The sequence below is a fragment of the Kaistella soli genome (assembly GCF_019038595.1).
In the GTDB taxonomy this organism is placed as follows: domain Bacteria; phylum Bacteroidota; class Bacteroidia; order Flavobacteriales; family Weeksellaceae; genus Kaistella; species Kaistella soli.
Map to the genome: position 1 here is coordinate 237,310 of NZ_JAHOPF010000003.1, position 21,380 is coordinate 258,689.

General features: G+C 38.9%; 24 protein-coding genes. 12 read left to right on the forward strand and 12 right to left on the reverse strand.

Annotated elements, in window-relative coordinates:
* The first annotated feature begins 10 nt into the window (after positions 1-10).
* A complete protein-coding gene (locus KSK37_RS06775; RefSeq protein ID WP_217200343.1) occupies positions 11-652 on the forward strand; it encodes a uracil-DNA glycosylase in 642 nt (213 codons plus the stop codon).
* Here KSK37_RS06775 and KSK37_RS06780 read toward each other — a convergent pair.
* Positions 639-1,289 carry a hypothetical protein gene (locus KSK37_RS06780; protein ID WP_217200345.1) on the reverse strand — a complete coding sequence of 217 codons (651 nt, stop codon included), beginning with the start codon at positions 1,287-1,289 and terminating at the stop codon, positions 639-641. The genes KSK37_RS06775 and KSK37_RS06780 overlap by 14 nt on opposite strands.
* 7 nt (positions 1,290-1,296) lie before the next feature.
* Entirely contained in the window at positions 1,297-1,785 is a 489-nt protein-coding gene (locus KSK37_RS06785) for a DUF456 domain-containing protein (protein WP_217200347.1), read from the reverse strand.
* Between the two features lie 70 nt (positions 1,786-1,855).
* On the opposite strand from KSK37_RS06785, the gene KSK37_RS06790 reads away from it, so the two are divergent.
* From KSK37_RS06790 to KSK37_RS06815, 6 genes are all read left to right on the forward strand, one after another.
* On the forward strand, positions 1,856-3,115 hold the full coding sequence (locus KSK37_RS06790) for a mechanosensitive ion channel family protein (RefSeq protein ID WP_217200349.1): 1,260 nt from the start codon (positions 1,856-1,858) through the stop codon (positions 3,113-3,115).
* A gap of 4 nt (positions 3,116-3,119) precedes the next feature.
* Positions 3,120-3,839, forward strand: coding sequence for a pyridoxine 5'-phosphate synthase (locus tag KSK37_RS06795; RefSeq protein WP_217200351.1), 720 nt, complete (start codon positions 3,120-3,122; stop codon positions 3,837-3,839).
* 98 nt (positions 3,840-3,937) lie between these two features.
* Positions 3,938-4,726 (forward strand): alpha/beta fold hydrolase, encoded by a 789-nt coding sequence (locus KSK37_RS06800; RefSeq protein WP_217200353.1) that lies wholly within the window; start codon positions 3,938-3,940, stop codon positions 4,724-4,726.
* Positions 4,727-4,735: 9 nt separating this feature from the next.
* Complete coding sequence (locus KSK37_RS06805) at positions 4,736-5,740, forward strand: NAD-dependent epimerase/dehydratase family protein (RefSeq protein ID WP_217200355.1); 1,005 nt, start codon at positions 4,736-4,738, stop codon at positions 5,738-5,740.
* 10 nt (positions 5,741-5,750) lie between these two features.
* Entirely contained in the window at positions 5,751-7,514 is a 1,764-nt protein-coding gene (locus KSK37_RS06810) for an AMP-dependent synthetase/ligase (RefSeq protein WP_217200356.1), read from the forward strand.
* Between the two features lie 39 nt (positions 7,515-7,553).
* The gene (locus tag KSK37_RS06815) at positions 7,554-8,606 is read left to right on the forward strand and encodes a diphosphomevalonate decarboxylase (RefSeq protein WP_088359660.1); all 1,053 of its coding nucleotides are present in this window, start codon (positions 7,554-7,556) and stop codon (positions 8,604-8,606) included.
* 14 nt (positions 8,607-8,620) lie between these two features.
* Here KSK37_RS06815 and KSK37_RS06820 read toward each other — a convergent pair whose 3' ends face one another.
* The 9 genes from KSK37_RS06820 to KSK37_RS06860 form a co-directional block, all read right to left on the reverse strand.
* On the reverse strand, positions 8,621-8,815 hold the full coding sequence (locus KSK37_RS06820) for a hypothetical protein (RefSeq protein ID WP_088359661.1): 195 nt from the start codon (positions 8,813-8,815) through the stop codon (positions 8,621-8,623).
* Positions 8,816-8,827: 12 nt separating this feature from the next.
* Complete coding sequence (locus tag KSK37_RS06825; protein ID WP_088359662.1) at positions 8,828-9,424, reverse strand: MarC family protein; 597 nt, start codon at positions 9,422-9,424, stop codon at positions 8,828-8,830.
* A 43-nt stretch (positions 9,425-9,467) separates the two neighbouring features.
* Entirely contained in the window at positions 9,468-11,204 is a 1,737-nt protein-coding gene (locus KSK37_RS06830; protein ID WP_217200358.1) for a BatD family protein, read from the reverse strand.
* The gene (locus KSK37_RS06835) at positions 11,204-11,947 is read right to left on the reverse strand and encodes a tetratricopeptide repeat protein (RefSeq protein WP_217200360.1); all 744 of its coding nucleotides are present in this window, start codon (positions 11,945-11,947) and stop codon (positions 11,204-11,206) included. The genes KSK37_RS06830 and KSK37_RS06835 overlap by 1 nt, the downstream gene beginning before the upstream one ends.
* Positions 11,948-12,035: 88 nt before the next feature.
* Positions 12,036-13,043 carry a vWA domain-containing protein gene (locus tag KSK37_RS06840; protein WP_217200362.1) on the reverse strand — a complete coding sequence of 336 codons (1,008 nt, stop codon included), beginning with the start codon at positions 13,041-13,043 and terminating at the stop codon, positions 12,036-12,038.
* 190 nt (positions 13,044-13,233) lie between these two features.
* On the reverse strand, positions 13,234-14,238 hold the full coding sequence (locus tag KSK37_RS06845; RefSeq protein WP_217200364.1) for a vWA domain-containing protein: 1,005 nt from the start codon (positions 14,236-14,238) through the stop codon (positions 13,234-13,236).
* A complete protein-coding gene (locus tag KSK37_RS06850) occupies positions 14,238-15,134 on the reverse strand; it encodes a BatD family protein (protein WP_088359668.1) in 897 nt (298 codons plus the stop codon). Before KSK37_RS06850 ends, KSK37_RS06845 begins: the two co-directional genes overlap by 1 nt.
* A gap of 30 nt (positions 15,135-15,164) precedes the next feature.
* Complete coding sequence (locus KSK37_RS06855; protein WP_217200365.1) at positions 15,165-16,028, reverse strand: DUF58 domain-containing protein; 864 nt, start codon at positions 16,026-16,028, stop codon at positions 15,165-15,167.
* A gap of 64 nt (positions 16,029-16,092) precedes the next feature.
* Positions 16,093-17,097, reverse strand: a complete 1,005-nt coding sequence (locus KSK37_RS06860) for an AAA family ATPase (RefSeq protein WP_217200367.1) — start codon at positions 17,095-17,097, stop codon at positions 16,093-16,095.
* A gap of 374 nt (positions 17,098-17,471) precedes the next feature.
* Between KSK37_RS06860 and KSK37_RS06865 the strand changes: the two genes are divergently transcribed.
* From KSK37_RS06865 to KSK37_RS06885, 5 genes are all read left to right on the forward strand, one after another.
* Positions 17,472-17,942, forward strand: coding sequence for a DinB family protein (locus KSK37_RS06865; protein ID WP_217200369.1), 471 nt, complete (start codon positions 17,472-17,474; stop codon positions 17,940-17,942).
* A 55-nt stretch (positions 17,943-17,997) separates the two neighbouring features.
* Positions 17,998-18,798 (forward strand): 23S rRNA (guanosine(2251)-2'-O)-methyltransferase RlmB, encoded by an 801-nt coding sequence (rlmB, locus tag KSK37_RS06870; protein WP_217200371.1) that lies wholly within the window; start codon positions 17,998-18,000, stop codon positions 18,796-18,798.
* An 80-nt stretch (positions 18,799-18,878) separates the two neighbouring features.
* A complete protein-coding gene (locus KSK37_RS06875) occupies positions 18,879-19,328 on the forward strand; it encodes a GreA/GreB family elongation factor (RefSeq protein WP_217200373.1) in 450 nt (149 codons plus the stop codon).
* Positions 19,329-19,368: 40 nt separating this feature from the next.
* Positions 19,369-19,878, forward strand: coding sequence for a nitroreductase family protein (locus KSK37_RS06880; protein WP_217200375.1), 510 nt, complete (start codon positions 19,369-19,371; stop codon positions 19,876-19,878).
* A 65-nt stretch (positions 19,879-19,943) separates the two neighbouring features.
* Entirely contained in the window at positions 19,944-20,240 is a 297-nt protein-coding gene (locus KSK37_RS06885) for a TM2 domain-containing protein (protein WP_088359675.1), read from the forward strand.
* Positions 20,241-20,318: 78 nt separating this feature from the next.
* On the opposite strand, the gene hemB is transcribed toward KSK37_RS06885, so the two are convergent.
* A complete protein-coding gene (gene hemB, locus KSK37_RS06890; protein WP_217200377.1) occupies positions 20,319-21,311 on the reverse strand; it encodes a porphobilinogen synthase in 993 nt (330 codons plus the stop codon).
* Positions 21,312-21,380 lie beyond the last annotated feature (69 nt).

The window sequence follows — 21,380 nt, forward strand, 5'->3', positions numbered from 1 at the left end:
TAAAAGAAATATGGATTGGAAGACCATACTGGAACCCTTTAAAAACACGGAATATTTTGAAAACCTCTGGCAGAAAGTGAAAGAGGAATACGCGTCAGGAAAATGTTTTCCACCCAAAAGCCAGATTTTCAGGGCTTTGGAACTCACGCCGTTTGACGAGGTAAAGGTGGTGATTATAGGGCAGGATCCTTATCATAATGATTTTCAGGCTAATGGTTTGTGTTTTTCGGTTTCGGAAGAAGTTGCAGCGCCGCCTTCCCTCAAGAATATTTTTACTGAATTAAAGGATGATCTTGGAATTCAAAGAACAAAAAAAGAGCTTGATGACTGGGCAACACAGGGAGTTTTGCTTTTGAATGCAACGCTTTCTGTTCAAGCGCATTCGCCAAATTCTCATAAAGATTTAGGCTGGGAAAAATTCACCAATTTTATCATTAAAGAAATTTCCGATAAAAAAGAAAATGTGGTCTTTGTTTTATGGGGTGCATTTGCACAAAAAAAGGAGGAATTTATTGATTCCTCCAAACATTATATTATCAAATCTGCACATCCGTCACCGTTTTCTGTGTATCGCGGTTTTTACGGAAGTAAACCTTTTTCGAAAATTAACGGTTATTTAGAGACAAAAAGTCTCGGAATTATTTCGTGGTAGTTCCACCGCGTTGAGTGGTTGGATCACCCAAGCTTCCTTTGGTGATTTTCAGGCCAATTCGGTAGCTTCCTTTTAAAGCTTTGAATCCTTTGGCAGAGGTTGTTTCCGGACTTACTTCAACCAGTGAGACAGAATATCCGTTAAATTCCTGCGTTTTGGAATATCCCTTTTTTGCATCGTTCATTGTGCTCAGTTTCAGGGTTACCGGTCTTGTGGAAAGCCCCATAAACTCTACATCTGCCGTGGCAACTCCGGCCCAGATACAGTTGACGTCTTTCGGACAGCGGCTGTCTTCGCTCAGCTGTTTGAAAGTGACGTTCATTTCATATTCCTTAACGAATTTATTTTCACCTTCTTTAAGATAAATCACTCCGCTTTTATTGGTAACTGCCGCCTGCTGTTCTTTTTTTGCAGTTTCCACTGCTTCTTTGTCCGGCGGTAAACCGGTGGACATTTCGGGTTCAGTGGTTTTTTTCGGTTTGGACACTTCGGGTTTTGTAGAGGAGACGGTGGTATTGGTTACCACTTCAGTTTTTTCTGCAGTATCAGGAATTTCCTGTTTTTCAGAATTTTTCGGGTTTTGGCAGGTGGCTAAGGTGAGAAAACCTAACGAAAGAATTAGTAGTCTGTGTACCATAGTTTTATTATTTAAAGATATCGATTAAAACTACCAAAAACATTGCCAAACCAACGATGAAATTAAATCCTGTGCCGTAAAGGAATCCGATGAAAGCGCCTTTAGTGGAGTTCCAGGCTTTCTTTTTGTCGCTGGCATCATGCAGAAGTTCCCCTAAAAAAACGCCTAAAAACATTCCGATCAGAAAGCCAAATGGTAACGGAATAAAAAACATTCCTGCGATTGTTCCGATGAATGAACCCACGCTTCCCCAGCGGGTTCCGCCATATTTGCGGTTGGTCCTTGCTGGGATTGCATAGTTCAAAACCACAGAAACCGCCGTTAGAAAAACAAAAATCCACACATAAAACATCGACAGCGGCGCCTCGGTTCCGAATTTGTAAATCAGCAGTCCGCAGAGGCTTAAAAGCAAACCGGGTAAAACCGGAATAAATGTTCCGAGAATTCCCAGAATAAGTAAAATAATACTCACCAGTTGAATTAATGTATCGTCCATTTTTAAATAAATTTTGTTAAAAATAAGCATTAATCCTATAAACACAATCAGATTTCTTATTTTTGCTGTAATGAATGACGAGCTAAAAGGGACTAAAGATTTTTTACAGAATATTAGTGATAATATTCACTATTTTGTGAAAGACAGTTTGCCGGATAACTGGGTGTTGCTGGGACAGATTGTTCTTAAATTTCTGTTTTTAGTGGCATTGGTCTATCTTACGGATTTCATTCTGAAATTTATCATGAACCAGATTTTCAAACTGTTTTTTGATAAAGATAAATATCCTGTCTTAAAATCAATTTATCAGTCCAGAATTACTAATTCTTTTTCGCACGTGATGGCTTTGCTACTAGGTAGTTTTGCTTTGTATTCTGTGTTTTATAGACATCCGAAAAGCTTTACTTTTCTGGAAAGAATGGTGTCCTTAGCCATTGTTTTCGTCGTGGCAGGAATGCTGTACCGGGGTTTAAGCGCGTTCAGGAATTACTTTATCATTCAGCAGGATTATTATAAAATCATTGCACTGAATGCAGTTTCGCAAACAGTGAAAATTTTCGGGATTTTTGTTTCGGCCGTCATCGCAATATGTGTGATTTTCGGAATCAGCGGATCGGCAATTGTCGGAAGTTTGGGAGCGATTACCGCAGTTTTGGTTTTGGTTTTCCGTGACACTATTTTAGGTTTTGTGACCGGAATTCATGTTGCCACTTCGAAAAACCTGAAAGTAGGTGACTGGATCGGCATCCCGAAATATAATCTGGAAGGTAATATTCAGGATATCAACCTGCTGACGACTAAAATTCAGAATTTCGATAAGACTATTTCTACCATTCCGACTTACGATTTGCTCACGACGGAAATCAAGAATATTCAGGTAATGACAGAAAGCAATACCCGAAGAATCAAGAGATCGATCATTTTTAATATCAATTCCTTCAAGTTTCTTGAAAATGAAATGCTTGAAAAACTGACCAGAGTAAATTTGATTTCAGATTATCTGGAAACTAAAAAAACGGAAATGATCAATGAAAGGTCAGCGATCAGAAATCCTGAACTGATCATCAACGGAAGACAACTGACCAATATCGGCGTTTTCCGCGAATATGTTTTTAATTATCTAAAAAATAATCCACACATCGACCAGGAGGGAACCATTCTGGTGAGGCAGCTGGAGAATACACCGCACGGCCTTCCGCTGGAAATTTACTGTTTTACCAACGATTCCCAATGGTCTAATTATGAAGATATTCAGGCTGATATTTTCGATCATTTGCTGGTGGCTTCCAAAGAATTTGGTCTTGAAGTCATTCAGTTTGCAAAAATTTAATACCATGACAAAACTTAGTGTAAATATCAATAAAATTGCCACGATCAGAAACGCGAGAGGTGGCGAATTTCCAAGTGTAACCGAAGCTGCTATAAAGCTGCAGGAATTTGGCGCGCAGGGAATCACGATTCATCCAAGACCGGATGAAAGGCACATTACCCGGAAAGATGTTTATGATTTAAAACCGCTTGTTAACACGGAATTTAATATCGAAGGAAATCCGCACCGTCCGTTTATTGATATGGTTCTGGAAATTAAACCCGAGCAGGTTACTCTTGTTCCTGATGCGGATGATGCTATCACTTCAAATGCAGGATGGGATTGCGAAATGCACCTCGGATTTTTGAAAAATATAATCTCTGAATTTAAAAATGCAGGAATCCGCACGTCGATTTTTCTTGATCCAAATCCGGCAATGGTAAAATTTGCAGCAGAAACCGGAACAGACAGAATTGAGCTGTACACGGAAGCTTACGCGAAAAATTATCCTCAGAATAAAGAAGAAGCCATCAGACCTTATATTGAAACCGCCATAGAAGCTGAAAAATTTGGATTGGGAATTAATGCGGGACATGATTTAAGTCTCGAAAATCTTAAATATTTTTCTGACAACATTCCTAATTTACTGGAAGTTTCAATCGGTCACGCGTTGATTTCCGAAGCACTGTATATGGGTTTAGAAAATACCGTGCAGGCGTATCTGAAGAGAATGGCAAAATGGTAAAAGCAATAGGGAACGGGTTTCAGCCCGTTTTTTATATTTAACTGTTTATTGGCTTTAGCCGAAAATTTATGTTAATTTTGAACTTTAAAATTTTATAAATGGACATTCTACACTCAAAAATTTACGGACATGACAAACCCGGAATTCCGCTCCTTGTTTTTCACGGTCTTTTCGGTATGCTCGACAACTGGGCAAGTTTCGGTAAAGAGATGGGCGAGTTTTTTCCGGTTCATTTAATCGACTTAAGAAATCATGGGAAAAGTTTCCATTCGGAAGAGATGTCGCATGATGCTTTAGCGCACGATATTTCTCATTATATGGATTTTCATAATTTGCAAAAAGCCAATCTGTTGGGGCATTCTTTAGGCGGAAAAGCCGTGATGCAGTTTGCCATCAAATATCCTATTAAAGTAGAGAAATTAATTATAGTCGATATTTCGCCGAAAGCTTATCCGCCGCATCATCAGGGGATTTTAAAAGCTTTGGAAAGTGTAGATTTTGAAAAAGTAACCACAAGACAGGAAGCTGAAGAAGTGCTTCATCAGTATATTCCGGAAAAATCCGTTATTCAGTTCCTTGCAAAAAATCTATACTGGACCGACGATAAAAAACTGGCATGGCGTTTCAACCTTAAAACATTATCTGACAAATACGCAGAATTTGTTTCCAATGCTATAAAATTCGGAGTTTTTTCCGGTAAGAGTCTTTTTATTTCCGGCGCAAAATCCCATTATATTTTGCCGCAGGACGAATTCCAGATCAAACAGCAGTTTCCGCATTCATCAGTGGTGACAGTCAGTAATGCAGGTCATTGGGTGCAGGCAGAAAATCCAAAGGAATTTAATGAAGTCGTGAAAAAATTCCTTTCGGAAGACACAATCGGTTAAAGAAGAAAAATGGTTTTAGTTACTGGTGCTACAGGAATTCTCGGAAGAGTAATCGTTTTGGAACTGATGAAACGTGGCAAAACTGTTCGTGCCACCAAAAGGAAATCAAGTGATACAGAAGAAGTAAGAAATTCTTACAAATTCTACACTGAAAAACCAGATACTTTTTTCGACAAGATCGAATGGGTAAATGTAGATTTTGATGATATTGTATCTTTACAGAATGCGTTGGATGGAGTGGAAGACGTTTATCACTGTGCAGCAAAAGTAGGTTTCCATCCGGGAGAACAACGGGAAATGTTTCACACCAATATCGAAGGAACCAAAAATTTACTTTTTGCGTGTGACGGTTCTTCAGTGAAAAATTTCTGTTTCGTCAGTTCCATTGCGGTTCTGGATGGATTTAATGAAGAAGGAGAAATTGATGAAAATTCAGATTACAATCCTAAATTGGATCATTCTGCTTATGCAGTCTCCAAACATTTTTCCGAAATGGAAGTTTGGCGTGCTTCAGCAGAAGGTTTGAACACGGTGATAGTAAATCCTGGAGTCATCATCGGAAGCGGAAACTGGGATGCAAGCAGCGGCGTAATTTTCGACAGTTTTGCCAAACCTTACACGTTTTCCGGCGGAACCTCCTATGTTGATGTCCGCGATGTTGCCAAAATTTCGGTTGATTTAATGGAGAACAATATTTTTGATGAAAGGTTTATTTTGGTGTCCGGCAAGAAATCTTACTTCGAAATGGGAACATCGATCCGAAAAAAAATGGGGAAACCGGCTCCGAAGATTATTGCAGAACCCGTTTTAATATTCGGCAGAATATTGAATTTCCTTCTTGGCTGGATAATTAAGCCTTTGAAAATGGTCAACAAAACAAACGTAGAATCCATTACCACAATGAATTCTATTTCTAATAAAAAAATAACTGAAAAGCTTGGTTTTCAGTTTATTCCCGTTTCGGAAAGCATTGGTTTTCATTTCGAGAATTATCTTTCGGAACAAAAAAAATAAAAAGTTACTCATGAATCTTGTAGAATTTTTAAATACAAATACAGGAAAATTCCCAACCAAACCTGCAATCGGGTTTAAAAAGGGAGAAAAATGGAAAGAAATCAACTGGCGCGACTTCAGAAGAATGGTGTTTAAAACTGCCAATGCTCTGAAATCTGCCGGAATTGCGGAAAACGATAAAGTAGCGATATACTCGGACAATTCCGCGGAATGGATTGTTTTTGATCTGGCTATTCTTTCGATCGGCGCGGTTACAGTGCCGATTTATTCCACCAGCAATGGCGAACAGGCGGAATATATCATTAATGATTCTGAATCAAAATTAATTTTAGTCGGAAATCAGGAGCAGTACGATGCTGCTTTCAGAATCTTAACTCAAAACAAATCGCTTCAAAAAATTATTGTTGCCAAAAAATCCATCTGGATTCAGAAGGACAGAAGTGAATATTTTGAAGATTTCATAAAGGAAGGCGAGGAACATTTGGATATTACTCCGAAAGAAGATGAAGATCTGGCAACAATCATTTATACTTCCGGAACCACAGGGGTGCCCAAAGGTGTAATGCTCACACACGGGAATTTCCACCAGTGTATTTCTGCGCATTTTGATTTTTTTAAATTTAAAAATTTCGAAAATGAAACTTCGCTAGCATTTTTACCGCTAACTCACGTTTTTGAAAGAAGCTGGACTTTGCTTGCACTTTTCGGCGGTGCTAAAGTCTGCTTTCTTGAAAATACTAAACTTATCGCGCATGCTTTAACCGAAGTGAAACCTACGATGATGTGTGCAGTGCCGAGGTTTTACCAGAAAATTTATGCAGGCGTAAATGAAATGGTTCAGAACGGTTCCGAAACCAAAAAGAAGATCTTCAACTGGGCAATTCAGACCGGTAGTGAAGCAGCAGAACTTAAAAGGGTTCAAAAACCTGTTCCGTTCGGTTTAAAGCTTAAAAATAATATAGCCGACCTTTTGGTTTTCAATAAAATCAAGAATAAAATGGGCGGAAAACTGTGGTTCATGCCGTGTGGCGGCGCTTCTGTTTCGCCAGAGGTGACTAAGTTTTTTGATGCGATTGGCGTTCACATGACCGTCGGTTACGGCCTTACGGAAACTACAGCAACTTTGACAGCGTTTCCGTTCACCAAGTACGAGCACGGAACGGCCGGAATTCCTCTGGGAGATACTCAGCTCAAGATTGGTGAAAATGACGAAATTCTTGCAAAAGGAAGCGGAATTATGAAAGGTTATTATAATCAGCCGGAAGAAACAGCGAAGGTTTTCACCGAAGATGGCTGGTTCAAAACCGGTGATGCAGGTAAATTTGACGGAAAAGGAAATCTTACCATCACGGACCGGATTAAAGATCTGATGAAAACCTCCAACGGAAAGTATGTTACCCCACAACCGATTGAAAATTTACTTTCCAATAACAATTACATCAATCAGGCGATGATTGTTGCAGAAGGAAAACCTTTCGTCACTGCTCTAATTATTCCTAATTTTGAAGCGTTAAAAGAACAGCTGGAAAAAATGAGCATTCCGTTCACCAACTGGGACGAAGTTGTCAACAGTGAAAAAATAAAGGATTTTTACCGGATGAAACTTGAGGAGATTCAGAAAGGGCTTTCCGGTTTTGAAAAGGTGAAAAAATTTGTTTTAATGCCGTCAGAATTTGAAATTGGAAGCGGAGAAATTACTCCTACTTTAAAAGTTAAAAGAAATGTGGTCCTGCAAAAATACTCCGCACTTATCGATAAAATGTATGCTGCGTAAAACAGCATGTCAATCTTAATAATTAGATCAATTCTTAATATGAATGAATTCTCAGGAAATCAAAACTTCAGTATATCAAGCCAAACCGTTTCGGCGAGCTGTCCTTCTAATATCGCTTTAATTAAATATTGGGGGAAATATAAAAACCAAATTCCGGCAAATCCGAGTATCAGTTATACTTTGAATCATTGTAAAACAAATACTTCTATGGAGTTTCTGGCTGATGAGAAGTTTTCTGTTCAGACCTATTTGTCAGGAAATGAAGAATTGAAATTTGCAGAAAAGATCGAGAAATATTTTATAAGCATTGAGCAGTATCTGCCCTGGATTTTAAAGGGCAAATATATTATCAGAACTGAGAATACCTTCCCGCACAGTTCCGGAATTGCAAGTTCAGCTTCAGGTTTTGGTGCAATCGCAAAATGTTTAATGGAACTTGATGACGAATTTTCAGGCAAATCGGATTGTGATTTTAAACTCAAAAAAGCAAGTTTTCTTGCAAGATTGGGAAGCGGAAGCGCATGCAGAAGTCTTTACGACGGTTTGGTAGTTTGGGGGAAAACGGAAGAAGTGGAAGACAGTTCTGATCTTTTCGCAGTGCAGTATCCGGACGATGAAATTCACTCTGTTTTTAAAAGCTTTAATGATTGGGTTTTACTGATTCACGAAGGTGAAAAATCAGTGAGTTCCACGGTTGGCCACGGCTTGATGAACACGAATCCTTATGCGGAGAGACGGTTTCAGGAAGCTCACGAAAATTTCAAAACTTTAAAAGCTATTCTGAAAAACGGTGATATGGAAAATTTCATCAAACTTGTGGAACATGAAGCGCTCACACTTCATGCCATGATGATGATGAGCGATCCGGCTTTTATTTTGATGAAAACGGGTACGATGGAGGTGATCAACAAGCTCTGGGATTTCCGAAAAGAAACAGGTTTGCCGCTGTTTTTTACTTTAGATGCGGGAGCGAACGTGCATTTGCTTTTCCCTACTGACAAAGATGAAGATGCCATTAAAGAATTTATCGTAAAAGAACTTTTACAATATACCCAGAATAACGGTGTGGTGAAAGATATGATGAGTTTCTAAAGCGCGGGCGGGAATTATTTTTTCGCCGCAAATTTACTCATCGTATGCAGAACAAAAAGCACAAGGATACCGAGAACTCCGGCAGAAATGGATAAAATAAATTTAGCATTTTCTTCATGCCAAAAACCTAAATCCCATTCCATAACGTAAAGGTTAAAACCGATAAAAATTACGAAAAGGGCTAAGAATATTTTATAAAACAGGTGCATTATTTTTGAGATTTAAAATTTAACATAAGTACTGAAAAGCTGCGCAAAGTTTGCAGTAAACAGTTTGATAGAAATCGCCAGAAGCACAATTCCGAAAACTTTCTGTAAAACCTGAAGGGTTCCGTCGCCCAGTTTTCTTTCGAGCCAGTTCGCTGATTTCAGCACCAAATATACGAAAATTGTATTGAGGACGATGCCGCAGATGATATTAATATCATGATATTCCGCACGTAAAGATAGGGTAGTGGTTAATGTTCCGGCGCCTGCGATCAGCGGAAACGCAATGGGAACAATAGATGCAGATTTAGCTTCCTGATTTTTCTGAATTTCAATACCAAGGATCATTTCGACAGCGATGATAAAAATGACGAAAGCTCCGGCAATGGCAAAGGAATTAACGTCAACTCCGATGAATTTAAGAATTTTATTTCCGATAAAAAGAAAAGCAATCATCAGAATCCCTGAAACAACAGCTGCTTTTTCAGATTCGATATGCCCGAATTTTTGCTTCAGACTCACGATAATAGGAATAGATCCCACAATATCGATTACGGCAAAAAGCACCATTGTAGCGGTAAGTGTCTCCTTTAATGAGAAAAATTCAAACATATTCAGAAATTATTAATTTCGCAAAAATATAAAAAATAAATGATTATTTCCTAATGTCAGAATATAAACTGATAATCCCTTTTAAAAGCTCATCAATATGCTCTTCTGAATGGAGCGGAGCGTATTTTTCAATCTGAATCTGTTCCGAAAGTGCTCTGTAATTGTCTGCAAAAAGCTGTCCTTTGTTTTCTTCCAGATATTTTTTAAAATCTGATTCTGTAGTGAGATGATGGAGCTTTTTTGTTTCTTCTTTCAGTTCGTCGTAGGTGGCAAAGAATTTTGTAAAATCTTTATTTTCAGCTAATTTTTTTAAATATTCAATATTGTCATCAAACTGATGGCTCATTTGCTTTCTCAGTAATTCCTCGGTTTCTGCGATCGTTACAATTGGTTTGTTGGCAACGACCGGCTTCAGTTTGCGGTCGGACATTTTCTTTTTTACCACCAAAAACAGTGACAGCAAACTTGCCATTAAAGCTAAATTTCCAACAACAATCTTCCAGTCGATGCGACTTTTATCTTTAATTTTTAAATTGTGCGTCTGTAAAACAGGTGTATTTACCGTTTCCAAAACAGTATTTGTATAATCATTTACTTTTTCCATCGTCGACTTGGCATCTGCGACCTGTTCGTGAGTTTTCACGTTGAGCAAGATAGACTTTGCTCCAAGGTCAACGTATTTCTGTTCGGAAGGATCGAAGAATGAAAAATTTTCGAAATTAACCGTAACCGGACCGGTCTTTTTTGGAATCACGACGTACTCCGCGATGATATCACCGGAAAGTCCTTCAGTTTGTGCCACTGTATTTGAAGTGATTTTCGGGGCAAAAAAGACATATTCCTCAGAATTTACTATTTTGGGCAAATGCAGTGTTCCGAAGTTGCCGGCACCTGAAAGTTTTAAGGTAATGTTTACAGGTTTTTCGAGTTCCGGAATTTCATTTGCATTTCTGTTTGCGACGGAAACATCAAAATTCCCGACCGCATTTTTAAAATCCTGAGGCATTCCCGAAGGAAGTTTCTTTACATTCAGCGTTATTCTGTTTGAAGAAATCTTATGTTCTTTTTCTCTGCCCGAAACTGATGCGGAAACAGGATGAATATCGATACTTCCCGTTTCTGTAGGAAATATCATGAAAACACCGATCACTTGTGAAGCCATTCCGGAATTGGTTTCGATTTCAGATTTAGCAAAACTTACCGGTTTTATTCTGAGGTTTTTCTGTTGCGGATACTGAATGTGACCCACTTTTCTGAAATTTCCATAATCACGGCTGTGAGCGCGGAGAACTGCAAGAGCAGGTTCGTTTTTATAAACTGTTTTGTCCTGAATTTCCATGCTGAGGTAAACATCACTGTTACTGGTGTTGTCTGCTACGGAAGATTTTTTCTCGTTTTCACGGACGTTTATGTCGAAAGGTTCGGTTTTGTAAATTTTCCCGTTTACGGTTACCAATACTGAACCGAATTTTACTTTACCGGCTTGCTTAGGACTTAGCACGACCTGGTAAACGATTTGGTTTAATACATTTCCTTTTTTAGGATCAAGCACGACAGTGTTTTGCTCTGATGCGGTACCGATGACATCAAACTTAGATAAATCGGGCATTCTGAGCGGAGTTTCCTGTTCCAAGTTTTCACCGCTGATTTCGAGGAGGACGGTTATGCTGAACTTCTGGTTCACTTTCGGATCCTTCACATCGGAAATCGCCAAAGTAACCTGACCTTGAACGAGCAGGGCAGAAAATAGAAATAATATGTATGCAATTGGCTGTTTCATTACCAGTCCTTTTCGTTGCTTTGTGGCATCGAATAGGAGTTTTTGTTGAGAATCCGTTTTGCGGTTTCCCGTTCTTTATTTTCTACACGGTTAAGGATTGCGTTTTCTAAGTCTTTCGGCATTTTGCCTGAATTACCGGTTTTGTTTTTATTAGGGTCTTCACCTTCGCCTTCACCTTTGTTTTTTTGACCGCTTCCAGCTTGGTTTTGAGGGGTTTCACCTTTTTCCTGGCCCTGATTTTTATCTTTATTCTGATCGTTTCCGCCGCCACCGCCGGAATTGTCTTTCTGCTTTTTCTGTTCTTCTTTTTCCTTTTCCTTCAGCATGGCGATCTCATAATTTTTTCGGATCGTTTCGTTATAAGGATCCTGTTTTAATGCCTGCTTATAAAGTTCAGCTGCTTTTTTTGAATCGTTGGTCTGCATGTGTGCATTTCCTAAATTGTAAAGCGCTGCAGCTTTGTCGGGAATGGTATTGGAGAGTTTTTCGGCTTTTTCGAATTCTGCTTTTGCTTCTTCGTACATTTTTCTTTTGTACAGCGAATTGCCGAGATTATAATGTGCGGTAAACTCTTTGTCATTCAGTTTTACGGCTTCCATATACTTGGAGGAAGAGGATTCGTAAATTTTTTTATCGAAATCCTTATTGCCTTCAAAGACCAAAGTATTGTAATTCTCCTGGGCAGAGAAAAAAGAACATGTGGTGATGACCATGAAAGCTGAAAAAAGTAAATTCCAATTCATTACTGCAAAATTATTCCTTTAAATGTTAAGTTGTGTATGCGATTTAGTTAAATTTCGGTTAAAAAAGCCCGAATACGCTGATTATTAGTTAAATATTGAATTCTCGTTTGGGATTGAACAGGAAAATTATAAGAAAGAACAGCAGCGATACTGCCAGAAAATACTGATAATAATGAATTGCATTCTGAGACTTCACCACACTTTCCGAGGATGAGGAAGTTTTGTTCAGGCCTTCAATGATCTGCGAAGTTGCGCTGTCGAGGTTATTGCCGTCGACGTAAGAACCGCCGGTGTCTGCAGCGATATTTTTCAGTGCGTTGATCTGTCTTTTTGAAATTACCGTCTGTCCGTTCAAATCGCTTTTGTAACCCATCAGCTGCCCGAAAACATATTCAGGAATTGGTGCGCCTTCTTCGGAACCAATTCCGACAGAAATTACCGTAATTCCTTCTTTGTTGGCCAATCTTATCGCGGCTTTTTCGTTTCCTTCATTGTCTTCACCATCACTTAGCAGCACGACTTTACGCGACCCTTTCGCCACATTTTTAAATTTGTCGGCCACGGTTTTTATTCCGTTTAAAAAATCGGTTCCCTGAATTTTAAGGATGTTGGTTTCCACTCCGCCAATATAAGTTTCGGCAGCGGTGAAATCTGTGGTTAAAGGCATGATCGATGTTGCTTCGCCTGCAAAAACTACAATTCCTACTTTGTCGTTGGTAAGTTTGCTGATGGTATTGACGATGATGTTTTTAGCTTCATCCAAACGGTTTGGCTCTACATCCTGCGCGTTCATCGAATTGGATACATCCAGCAGAAAAATGACATTGTTCATTTTCTGTTTGGTTTTTATTTCTTCTGAACCGCCCAATACATCTACGATGGAAAGAACAAGAAATAAAACTGCCAGTAAGTAGAAGACCGGGAATATTCTGGAAAATCCCGTTTTTTTCTCGAACAGCTGATCCTGAAATCTGGATTCCGCGAATGCGTCTTTTCTCTTGCTTTTCCACTTGAGATATTTCACCATCATAATCCCAAGCAGCGGCAAAAGCAGCAGCAAAAGTAAGTACCAGTAATTTCCTAAATACAGATTCATGTTATAGCTGATCGTTGTAATTTTTGTTGAAGAGGAGAACTGCCCGGAATTCTAGCCCCGATTGCAGTGAAAATCCTTTTTTTGTTTCGGACGGCGAAGACGGCAGAAACAAAAAAAGATTGCAGCGGAAAGCGGGACTGACCTCCAAAGAAGCTAAAATATTGATGCTCCTCAAACTCTTCATTTGTTTTTAACTTAAAAATTTATAAAATACCCAACGCAAAAGCGCATCCAAAATTAAAACGCCCAAAGCAATCCACAGAAACATCCTGAAATATTCCTGATAATTGTAGAGTTTGGTTGATACCAGTTCTGTTTTTTCGAGTTGGTTAATTTCATTATATACGTCTTCCAAACTTTGGGTAGATGTCGCACGGAAATATTTACCGCCAGTGGTCTGCGCGATTTCCCGCAGGACTGGTTCATCAATTTTCACTTCGGCTTCGGTGAAGACCAATTCCCCGAAAATATCTGTTGCTGTCGGCATCAGCGCATAACCGTTGGTGCCGATACCGATGGTGTAAACTTTTATATTATTGGTTTTGGCGAGCTGCGCGCCGACCTGTGAAGGCATTGCGTTTTCGATGGTGTTTACGCCGTCGGTCATCAAAATGATGATTTTCGATTTTGATTTGCTGTCTTTCAAGTGACTTACTGCGACTGAAAGTCCTTCTCCAATTGCAGTTCCCGGCTGCAGTTCCAGCGAATTGAGATTGTTCAGTTCGTCGATGACCACGGCATGATCTGATGTTAAAGGCACTTTTGTAAATGCTTCACCGGAATAAGCCACAAGGCCAATACGGTCACCAGGCCGTTTGTCTACAAATCTTTTGGCGATTGTTTTAAGCGCCGTTAACCGGTCGGGTTCCAGATCTTTTGCCAGCATACTGAGGGAAACGTCTACAGAAAGCATAATATCGATTCCTTTGCTGTCATCCTGATCCTGAGAAATGGTAAAAGAGCGAGGCCTTGCCATCGCAATAATTAATGCTGATAGAATAATGTATTTCGAAATTTTCAGAAGAAAAAGCACGAATAAGATTCCTTTGTTTTCCTCCATATTCCGGGTGGAAGGAACTTTAATCCCCACACGTTTTTTCTTCCTGAGATCCAAAACAAGAAGCGGAATAAATGCCAGAAACAGCAGCAAAAACCACGGACTGTAAAATTCAAAATTTAAAAAATCAAATGTCATTATACGCCGGTTCTTAATTGTTCTGCTTCCAGATCTTTTGACGATCTTTTCACAAAGGTTTTCATATCATTAAAATCATTTTCCATCACCGACTGATCGGGGAATGTTTTGGCAAATTTCACAAGATCTCCGCGCAGGAAAATATTTTCTACAATCTTTTCATTTTCCGGGGAAATGGTGTTGTTCACTTTCATCACATCAATTAAATCATCTGTCAGTAAAACATCTGCAGGAATTTTGTACTGTTTTGTAATGAAATTCCGGGAGATGTCGATCAGCTCAACATAAAAGGATCTGTAATCGCCGTTCTCAATAAATTTTTTCTTCTTTAAATTCTCCAGATCTTTAAGGGTCTGGTTGGTCATGATCACCGGCGAAGTTTTCCGTCTTTTGGCATATCTTACTAACTGGTAAATTATAAATATCAAAGCCAGTAAAATCAAAACTCCCAGAATATACCATTTATAAAGCTGCCAGTAATCCTGTACATCGAGTTTTACCTCTTTGTTTTTCATGATATCGTTGATCTGATCGCCTTTTTGTGCGGTGTTTACGACATCCACTTCATAGGGAATCGTATGGAAAACCTGTCCTCCAATGGTAAAATCTAGGGCAGGAATGGTAAATTTCCCTTCCTCGAAAACCTGAAATTCGATCGTTCTGTCGTAAATATCCTGCTGTTTGCTGATGCTATCTTTTATTTCCTCAAAATGGAATGGCAACAATTCGTTTTTGGGAGCGGAAACAACATCTTTTCCGTTAAGATTGGAAATGTTCACCCGAAAAACCCCAACTTCACCTAAAGCCAGTGTGCTTTTGTCGAGTTTGGATCCTAAAGTCTGGGAAGTTGCCCATAAACTGAGGACGGAGAATATGATAAAAAATATTTTTTTCAAAATCTAATTTCTATTTTTATTAAGCTTAAATTATCGCTTTCTGAAATACTGGTACAAAAACTTAGAGTAATCGTCGCCGGTATTGATGTTCATAAATGTGGCTGATGAATTTTCGAAATCTTCTTCCAGACTTTTAACCTTTAATTTCTGTTTTTCGGCGAAATTGTATCGCCATCTTTTGTCTGAGGTATTTGCCCAAATCTGTCTTCCGGTCTCTGCATCCTGAAAAAGACTGTAACCTACATCCGGAATTTCACTGTCTTTATCATCAAAAATCCGCATTCCTAAAAGCTGATGCTTTCGTGAAGCAACTTTCAGGATTTTCAGCTGGTAATCATCCTGAAAATCTGAAAACATAAAAACCATTGATTTTTTCTTGAAAACACTCATCATATATTCCAGAGCGACATCAATTTTTGATTCTGTCGGAACATAATCTGCGGTTAAAATATTGCTGATGATCGCCAGAATATGCTTTCTGCCTTTCTGTGGCGGAATTACTTTATAGACTTTGTCTGCAAATAAAATCAGCCCAACTTTATCATTGTTCCCTGCAGCAGAAAAGCCTAAACTTGCAGCAATTTCTGCGACAAATTCGCGTTTCAGCTGGGTTTTTGTGCCATAATCCATTGATGCGGAAATATCCACCAAAAGCATCATCGTGAGTTCGCGTTCCTCTTCCATTACTTTCACGAAAGGTTCACGGAAACGTGCGGTTTTATTCCAGTCGATTCTGCGGATTTCGTCTCCATATTGGTAAGGGCGAACTTCGGAGAAAGTCATTCCCTGTCCTTTGAAAGCACTGTGATATTGGCCCATCAGAGTAGCTTCCGACTTTTTCTTCGTCCGGATTTCGATCTGTTTTACTTTCTTAATGATGTCTTTTATTTCCATAAAAATGTATCAATGTACTCATTAATCAATGTAATTTTTTTACACTGATTAATTTGGTAAATTATTACGGTGCCTGAACTTTCCCCAAAATTCTGTCCACAATTTCGTCGGCGGTAATTTCTTCCGCTTCCGCTTCAAAACTTAATCCGATCCGGTGTCTCAGCACATCTTTTGCAATTTCCTTCACATCTTCCGGAATCACGAATGCACGGTTTTTCAAAAATGCCATTGCTCTTCCTGCAATTGCCAAATTAATGGAAGCTCTTGGAGAAGCTCCAAAACTGATGTAATTTTTCAGTTCCGCCAATCCGTATTTTTCAGGAGAACGCGTGGCAAAAACCATATCGAGTATGTATTTTTCTATTTTTTCGTCAAGATAAATTTGGTTAATCAGTTCTTTAGCATCAACAATATTTTTCAGCGAAATCACGGGGCGGATTTCCGGCTGATGCGAAGAAGCAATCATTTTCATAATCTTTCTTTCATCTTCAAAATCCGGATAAGTGATGGTGCATTTTAGCATGAACCTGTCACTTTGCGCTTCCGGTAAAAGATAAGTTCCTTCCTGATCAATCGGGTTCTGAGTGGCCAAAACCAAAAACGGTTTCGGAAGCGGCATGGTTTCATCACCAATAGTCACCTGTTTTTCCTGCATCGCTTCCAACAGTGCGGACTGAACTTTCGATGGTGCCCGGTTAATCTCATCCGCCAAAACGAAATTCGCAAAAATAGGTCCGCGTTTTATCGTGAAATCATTTTCTTTAATGTTATACATCATGGTTCCCACCACATCGGCAGGCAAAAGATCCGGTGTAAACTGAATCCTCGAAAAATCGCCATGCACTGCATCAGCCAAAGTTTTAATCGCTAAAGTTTTTGCCAGACCGGGAACCCCTTCCAAAAGCACGTGACCATTACCAAGAAGACCGATTAATAAACGGTCTACCATATATTCCTGTCCGATAATTGCTTTGTTGATTTCCTGTTTTAAAAGAGAAAAAAAGTAATTCTGTTCTCTTACTTTTTCCGTGAGTTGTCTGATATCTTCTGCTTGATGTAGTTCTGACATAGTGTTTTTAAAATTTAAAGTGTAAATTTCCAATAAATACCGTCATCAATCAACACAATTGGTGCCAATATTGAGTTAAAGTTTTGTTAAAAGCGCATTGTCAACAGGATGAAGAAACCAATTCCACTGTTAATATTTTTTTTAGAAGCCGGGAACCTGCTTTCCGCTCATACTCCTCACGCCCAAACTTTCCCCACGCATGTTGCGGGGTAACCGCTGCGATCAGGGCTATTTTTGTTTTTTTACAGAAGGTTTTTGATGAATTTCAAGGTCCGACAGTGATTCAGATTTGTATTTTTCTGATGGTTTCCCAGTTTGCACTTTTGTCTTTTTCAGTTTATTAACCTATTTTTGAAGATTAAAATAAGGCTCTCATGAATTACCATTTTCAGGCACACCGTCAGGTTCGCAGAAATCTTCTGGAAATTCTGCAAAACACTTCTCAACAGGATTTAATGCTAATTCCGGATGGTTTCAATAATAATATTTACTGGAATATTGCCCATGTGGTCGCTACCCAGCAGCTTTTGTGCTATTATCTGAGTGGAAACCCTTTTAGAATCGATAAGTATTGGATTGAAACTTATAAGAAAGGAACGCTCCCCAATTTGAATGTGGCACAGTCGGAAGTGGATGATTTGGCTTTTCTTCTCACCGAAACTTCGAAAATTTTGATGAAAGATTACGATGCCGATTTCTTTTCAGATTACACGCCATATACCACGAGTTTTGGTTTGGATCTGAAAAACATCCAGGATGCGATTATCTTCAATAACATGCACGAAACGCTGCATTATGGATACGCAATGGCTCAGAAAAGAGCCATTATCGGCGAAAAATTTTAGGAAGGGAAAGCTAAGAGAACTTTATTTTATTCATTAATTAAAAAATTCAACAATTTTGAAAGATTTTCAACATAAAAACCCGAAACCCGAATTTGGAAATTCGGAACCTAATAAGAAAGACGATTTTATATTTGGCTTAAGACCAGTTATAGAGGCTATTGAAGCCGGAAAAACCATCGACAAAATATTTTTGCAGAATGCTTTGCACGGAGAAATTTATTTCGAACTCAAAAACCTTTTGTCAAAACATAGCATCCGTCCAAATTATGTTCCTGTAGAAAAACTGAACAGATTTACGAGAAAAAACCATCAGGGTGTGGTTGCTTTTATTTCAGATGTTCCGTTTGAAAGTATTGAGGATGTTCTGCCTCAGCTTTTCGAAGAAGGAAAAACACCTTTTCTTTTGATTTTAGACCGGTTAACGGATGTAAGAAATTTCGGTGCAATCTGCAGAACTGCAGAATGTGTAGGAATTCACGCGGTAATTTTACCTGAGAAAGGCGCGGCTCCAATTAATTCTGATGCGATAAAAACTTCCGCCGGAGCTATTTATAACCTGAGAATCTGTAAAGAGAAAAATCTTGCCCATGCGGTAGATTTCCTTCAGCAATCAGGAGTTCAGGTGTTTTCGGCAACTGAAAAAGCTCAGAAATTAATTTATGATGTCGATTTCACTGAGCCTTGCGCAGTAGTAATGGGCAATGAAGAAACCGGGATTTCTAAAGAAGTTTTGCATCATTCCGATGAGAAAATCAAACTTCCGATTGAAGGAAAAACCCAGTCTCTGAACGTGTCTGTAGCCTGTGGGGCAATTCTTTATGAAGCTGTCCGCCAGAAACTCAGCGCTACTGTTTAGGAATTATATTTCTAAATCCCGAAGTATTGCATCACTTTTGATTAAATTGCTTTTTTAACTTTATTAAAAAATTGAAGTTTATGCGGAAGAGTACAGTTTTGAAAAGTGATGTTCGGAATCATGTAAAAGACATTATCGTCGGAAAGATAGAGAAACTCACGAAATTCATCGATTTTACTTTGGAAGCCAGCCGGGATATCAAGAAAACTCCGAAGTATGATTCCATTCGGGAGGAAATGCAGGAAGAGATTTACCAGATGCAGCGGCAGCTGGGCGCTTTGAAAGATCTGCAGAGAAATATGACCAAAGTTCTCAACACGCCGACTGACAGGGTTCAGCTCGGTTCCATGGTTTTTACCAATAAAGCGAGGTTTTATATTTCGGTTTCTTTGGGTGAGTTTTTCTTTGAAGGCGACCGCTTCTATGCAATTTCCGAAGAAAGTCCGATGGCAAAAATGATGTTCGGTAAAAAATCCGGCGATTCTTTTGTCCTTAATAATATAGGACAGACGATAGAAAACGTAATGTAATTTAAAAAGCTTTTCTGGAAAGGAAATAGCACTCAAAGCAATGGAAAAATCAGAAATATTAAAAGAAATAATTGAAAGCAGAAAAAGTGTTTTCCCGAAAGATTATTCCGGGGAAGACATTGAACAGGGAATTTTGGAGGAGATCCTGAATTCTGCACAATTCGCGCCCAATCATAAGAGAACAAAACCCTGGCGTTTTAAAGTTTTTAAAGGTGAGGAGAAAAACCTTTTAGGACAAAAACTGGCTGAAATCTACAAGACCCAAACTGCTCCCGAAGTTTTTCTTGAAAAAAAATATTTAAGTATTTCGGAAAAGATTTCGAAGACCAATATTATCGTTACCATTTCTGTCAACTTCAGCGGTTTACTTCCGGAATGGGAAGAGATCGCGGCCACAGCAATGGCGGTTCAGAATATGTATCTTACCTGTACCGCAAATAATGTCGGCTGCTACTGGAGTTCTCCCGGGATGATCAAACATCTTGACGGATTTCTGGGACTGGAGGAAAACCAGAAATGTTACGGACTGTTCTATATGGGAAAAATTTAAGTATTGTAACTTTTTTTAATTTGTTCCGACTGATTTCCAAACAATTAATCAAAACAAACTAAAAAATGGAAACGTACGGTTACAACAATCCGGAATCACAGCAAAATCAGAATTTCAGCAACAAAAATTATCACTCAGAAAAAAAGCTTGCAGCAGGGCTTTTAGGAATTCTGCTGGGAACTTTTGGTGCAAACAAATTTTTTCTAGGTTACACAAAAGAAGCAATCATTCAGATTGTTTTGAATATTGTAACCTGCGGAGTTGCAACGGTTCTTCCTTTAATTGAAGGAATTATTTATCTTACAATGAGCGATGAGCAGTTCGACAGAACTTATGTTCAGAATAAAAAAGCATGGTTTTAACGGTTAATCATTCATAATAAAAAAAAACTTTCAAAATTTTTGAAAGTTTTTTTGTTTCTTGACGGGTTTAATAAATCTTTATTGATTCAATAATATTGCTGCTTCTTTTGCCGCGTAGGTAAAAATCATATCCGCACCGGCTCTTTTGATGCAGGATAAGCTTTCGATAATTGCTTTGTCATTATCCAGCCAGCCGTTTTGTGCAGCTGCTTTCAGCATTGCATATTCTCCGCTCACATTGTATACTGCAATCGGTAAATCGATAGCTTCGCGAACTTTGGCTACAATATCCAGATAAGGCATTCCCGGTTTAATCATAATGATATCGGCACCTTCTGCAACATCTTTTAGTACTTCATCCATTGCTTCACGGGAATTATGGAAATCCATCTGATAGGTTTTTTTGTCTTTCGGGATGTCCTCATTTTCCTTCGGCGCAGAATCCAATGCACTTCTGAAAGGACCATAGAATGAGCTTGCGTATTTGGCAGCGTAACTTAAAATTCCTACATCCGTAAATCCGCTTTCTTCCAAACCGGTTCTTATGGCAGCAACACGGCCGTCCATCATATCGCTGGGTGCCAAAATGTCCGCACCGGCTTCCGCATGAGAAACTGACATTTTTACCAAAGCTTCATTTGTTGCGTCATTATCAACTTTTCCGTTCGTAATAATACCGTCGTGGCCGTAGATTGAATAGGGATCCAGGGCTACATCGGGCATCACCACCATTCCCGGAACGGCATCTTTAATTGCTTTGATGGTGTTCTGCATCAGTCCGTTTCTGTTCCATGATTCTGTTCCTTTATTATCTTTCAGGTCTTCGGAAACTTTCATATACAGATTCACGGCTTTTACATCGAGTGAATATAATTCCTGGCATTCTTTTACGGTTAAATCCAAAGTACGGCGAAAGATTCCGGGCATCGAAGGGATGGGCTCCTGCTTGTTTTCGCCTTCCATTACAAAAATCGGCATTACCAGATCATTGGTTGTTAACAGGGTTTCCTGAACTAAGGCTCTGATCGAAGCGTTGGTTCTTAATCGACGGTTTCTGGAATAAATTATCATTTTTGGAATGGTATTTGAGTTAAGTACTGCAAATTTAATTATAGTTTTATTAAAAAACTATGGTAAATA

What these genes read in the sequence shown, in the direction of transcription:
- KSK37_RS06775 (WP_217200343.1), top strand. Translation starts at nt 11, where the DNA reads ATGGATTGGAAGACCATACTGGAACCCTTTAAAAACACGGAATATTTT.
- KSK37_RS06780 (WP_217200345.1), bottom strand. Translation starts at nt 1,289, where the DNA reads ATGGTACACAGACTACTAATTCTTTCGTTAGGTTTTCTCACCTTAGCC.
- KSK37_RS06785 (WP_217200347.1), bottom strand. Translation starts at nt 1,785, where the DNA reads ATGGACGATACATTAATTCAACTGGTGAGTATTATTTTACTTATTCTG.
- KSK37_RS06790 (WP_217200349.1), top strand. Translation starts at nt 1,856, where the DNA reads ATGAATGACGAGCTAAAAGGGACTAAAGATTTTTTACAGAATATTAGT.
- KSK37_RS06795 (WP_217200351.1), top strand. Translation starts at nt 3,120, where the DNA reads ATGACAAAACTTAGTGTAAATATCAATAAAATTGCCACGATCAGAAAC.
- KSK37_RS06800 (WP_217200353.1), top strand. Translation starts at nt 3,938, where the DNA reads ATGGACATTCTACACTCAAAAATTTACGGACATGACAAACCCGGAATT.
- KSK37_RS06805 (WP_217200355.1), top strand. Translation starts at nt 4,736, where the DNA reads ATGGTTTTAGTTACTGGTGCTACAGGAATTCTCGGAAGAGTAATCGTT.
- KSK37_RS06810 (WP_217200356.1), top strand. Translation starts at nt 5,751, where the DNA reads ATGAATCTTGTAGAATTTTTAAATACAAATACAGGAAAATTCCCAACC.
- KSK37_RS06815 (WP_088359660.1), top strand. Translation starts at nt 7,554, where the DNA reads ATGAATGAATTCTCAGGAAATCAAAACTTCAGTATATCAAGCCAAACC.
- KSK37_RS06820 (WP_088359661.1), bottom strand. Translation starts at nt 8,815, where the DNA reads ATGCACCTGTTTTATAAAATATTCTTAGCCCTTTTCGTAATTTTTATC.
- KSK37_RS06825 (WP_088359662.1), bottom strand. Translation starts at nt 9,424, where the DNA reads ATGTTTGAATTTTTCTCATTAAAGGAGACACTTACCGCTACAATGGTG.
- KSK37_RS06830 (WP_217200358.1), bottom strand. Translation starts at nt 11,204, where the DNA reads ATGAAACAGCCAATTGCATACATATTATTTCTATTTTCTGCCCTGCTC.
- KSK37_RS06835 (WP_217200360.1), bottom strand. Translation starts at nt 11,947, where the DNA reads ATGAATTGGAATTTACTTTTTTCAGCTTTCATGGTCATCACCACATGT.
- KSK37_RS06840 (WP_217200362.1), bottom strand. Translation starts at nt 13,043, where the DNA reads ATGAATCTGTATTTAGGAAATTACTGGTACTTACTTTTGCTGCTGCTT.
- KSK37_RS06845 (WP_217200364.1), bottom strand. Translation starts at nt 14,238, where the DNA reads ATGACATTTGATTTTTTAAATTTTGAATTTTACAGTCCGTGGTTTTTG.
- KSK37_RS06855 (WP_217200365.1), bottom strand. Translation starts at nt 16,028, where the DNA reads ATGGAAATAAAAGACATCATTAAGAAAGTAAAACAGATCGAAATCCGG.
- KSK37_RS06860 (WP_217200367.1), bottom strand. Translation starts at nt 17,097, where the DNA reads ATGTCAGAACTACATCAAGCAGAAGATATCAGACAACTCACGGAAAAA.
- KSK37_RS06865 (WP_217200369.1), top strand. Translation starts at nt 17,472, where the DNA reads ATGAATTACCATTTTCAGGCACACCGTCAGGTTCGCAGAAATCTTCTG.
- KSK37_RS06875 (WP_217200373.1), top strand. Translation starts at nt 18,879, where the DNA reads ATGCGGAAGAGTACAGTTTTGAAAAGTGATGTTCGGAATCATGTAAAA.
- KSK37_RS06880 (WP_217200375.1), top strand. Translation starts at nt 19,369, where the DNA reads ATGGAAAAATCAGAAATATTAAAAGAAATAATTGAAAGCAGAAAAAGT.
- KSK37_RS06885 (WP_088359675.1), top strand. Translation starts at nt 19,944, where the DNA reads ATGGAAACGTACGGTTACAACAATCCGGAATCACAGCAAAATCAGAAT.
- hemB (WP_217200377.1), bottom strand. Translation starts at nt 21,311, where the DNA reads ATGATAATTTATTCCAGAAACCGTCGATTAAGAACCAACGCTTCGATC.